Consider the following 2,564-nt stretch of genomic DNA (forward strand, 5'->3'; position numbering starts at 1 on the left):
ATCCGGCAAGAGAAAGGGAAATCCACATGCCTTGACCCAATCATGAACCAAGCCGCATAATTCATAGGTGGGTCAATTCTCGACGGAAATCCCGGGTCAGTTCCGCGTGGAAATCAACATTCAGTACCCAGGACGAAGCACGGCGGCACATCCGTGTCCTCCTTGGTGGTCGTGCCGCGGAGGAATTGCGGTTTGGGTCCGTCGGCCTGGGATCCGGTGGTTCTACCCAGAGCGATCTTGCCCGCGCCACCAGCGTTGCGACTGCCATGATCGCCGGCCACGGTCTTGGTAGCCGCCTCCTTTGGCTCGGCGACGCCGACCCCGATACCATCTCCGCCTTTCTCCGCGCCTATCCGTCCCTCGCCGATGAGGTCAGCCGTCTGCTGGCGGTTGAACATGAAGAGGTGATGGCACTGCTCCGCCCGCGCGTTCAGCTCATCAATGAAATGGCTTCAATCTTGGTCGCGCATGGAACCATGATCGGTGCAGAGGTTGAGGAACTGGTCTCCTCGGTGCGCGTTGCCCAGAAATAGATACCATGATCACATGCTTCCCCCTGCCGGCTGGGCCCGATCATGGGGGAGCCTATTCCAAGGAGATGGGCCATTCATATGCGTCAGCCAGCTCCGTTCGCCAAGTGGTCACATTCAAGAACTTCAAACTGGGTGCCACATCTTCGAGGATGCGATGATCCACTTCCTGGACCAGGGGTCAGTCTTGGTTTGATGAACACGTCCACCGCCCATAGACGCATACCTTGATGGATTAATCATGCGAATATCGCATGAATACGAGGGCTGTTTGATCTCTTGGCATTGGAGCATCTGGGAATCATGGAGGGCGCATTGTGTGCCCCATGATTGAGGTGCAACCATGTCCAAGCCCCTACCCCCAACCGACAAGCGATCCGCCGGCGTGGCCTCACGGCTCGTCCTGGAAGCCTGCAACGATAATGGTGGCCAGACCGTCAACATCGACGCCACCATATCGCAGTTAGCGCGCGAGTTGGGCCAGCTGCTGGCCCGCCAGCATTTCCAAGCACGGGCGGCCAACACCGCCGTCAAGCCGGATAACCCGCCGCCATAATCCGGGGGTCAGCAGCGTCACCCGCCCCACCATTGACATCGCCCGACCAAACAGGTTGGATTTCACATCCTGGAGTGCCTGCATGCGTGCCGCCATCTACGCCAGATATTCATCGGACCAGCAAAGCGCGTCCTCCATCGAGGACCAGATCCGGATTTGTCGAGAGCGGGCGCTTCGGCAAGGCTGGCAGGTCGTGGGCTGCTACAAGGACGCGGCAATATCCGGTGCGTCCATGGTGGGACGGGCCGGCATCCAGGCGCTTCTCCGCGACGCCCAGTCCGGCGCGATTGACATCGTGCTGGCCGAGGCCCTGGACAGACTGTCGAGGGACCAAGCCGATATCGCCATTCTGCACAGGCAGCTGACCTTCCTGGGCATCAAGATCGTCACGCTGGCCGACGACGAAATCAACGAAATGCATATCGGCCTAAAGGGAACGATGAATGCGTTGTTTCTCAAAGACTTAGCCGCCAAAACCCATCGCGGCCTGCGCGGCCGCGTCGAGAAGGGTAAGGCAGGCGGCGGCGTCTGTTACGGCTATGACGTGATCCGGCAGTTCGATTCCCATGGCGAACCCATCAGGGGGGATCGCCGGATCAACGAGGCCGAGGCCAGCATCGTGCGGCGCATCTTCCGGGAATTCGCCGATGGTGTCAGCCCACGGACAATCGCTGGTAGGCTGAACGCCGAAGGCATTCCGGGCCCCGCAGGCAGCATCTGGGGCGACACGACCATCAGAGGCCATGTCGTCCGCGGCACCGGTATCCTCAATAATGGAATGTATATCGGCATGCTGGTCTGGAACAAGCTCCGCTACCGCAAAGATCCGTCCACCGGCAAGCGTGTGCCCAAGCTGAACCCGGAAAGCGCCTGGATCAGGACGGAGGTGCCAGACCTGCGGATCGTGGATGATGAGCTTTGGCAAGCCGTGCGCCGGCGCCAGGAGGCGTTGTCCATCAAGCACGAGACCAGCATTGCCGCCACCCGGGAGGCCCATGCCAACCGGCTGACCGGTGCCCGCCGGCCCGACGCCCTGTTGTCCGGCCTGCTGCAATGCGGGTGTTGCGGCAACCGGTATAATATCGTCTTCCGGGCCCGCTATGGCTGCGCCAACCATTATCGGCGCGGCGCCTGCGGTAATGGCCATACGATCAAGCGCCGGGAGATCGAGGCGCGCGTCCTGGACGGACTGCGGCATAAGCTGGTGACGCCCGAGAGGGTAACCGACGCCCTTGTAGGCTATATCGAGGAGGCCGACCGGCAGAACCGTGAGCTGCGCGGTCGCCAGGAACAGGAGCGGCAGGCCCTGGCCGCCGTGGAACGGCGCGTCGCCGCCATCCTGACGGCAATCGAAGAAAGTCCCAGGCAGAAATCCCTGATCGCCCGGCTGGAGGAACTGGAAGCCCAGGAGGCCGAGCTGCGTGCCAAGCTGGCCGCCATGCCCATCATCCCTGCCCTGGACGTGCCGGCTGATATCG

The 2,564-nt window shown here is 61.5% G+C and carries 3 protein-coding genes; all 3 read left to right on the top strand.

Going from position 1 to position 2,564, the window contains the following annotated elements; translation table 11 throughout:
• Window positions 1-59: 59 nt before the first annotated feature.
• Complete coding sequence (locus Q0072_RS05280) at window positions 60-533, top strand: hypothetical protein (protein WP_298326766.1); 474 nt, start codon at window positions 60-62, stop codon at window positions 531-533.
• Between the two features lie 340 nt (window positions 534-873).
• Window positions 874-1,086: a hypothetical protein gene (locus Q0072_RS05285; protein ID WP_298326761.1), complete on the top strand. Its 213-nt coding sequence runs from the start codon at window positions 874-876 to the stop codon at window positions 1,084-1,086.
• Between the two features lie 82 nt (window positions 1,087-1,168).
• A partial coding sequence (locus Q0072_RS05290; RefSeq protein ID WP_298326764.1) for a recombinase family protein occupies window positions 1,169-2,564 on the top strand: 1,396 nt, incomplete at its 3' end.

This window comes from Asticcacaulis sp. (assembly GCF_027484505.1).
GTDB lineage: Bacteria > Pseudomonadota > Alphaproteobacteria > Caulobacterales > Caulobacteraceae > Asticcacaulis.

Excerpts from the sequence above, each read along its gene's own strand:
- Q0072_RS05285 (WP_298326761.1), top strand. The coding sequence starts at position 874 with ATGTCCAAGCCCCTACCCCCAACCGACAAGCGATCCGCCGGCGTGGCC.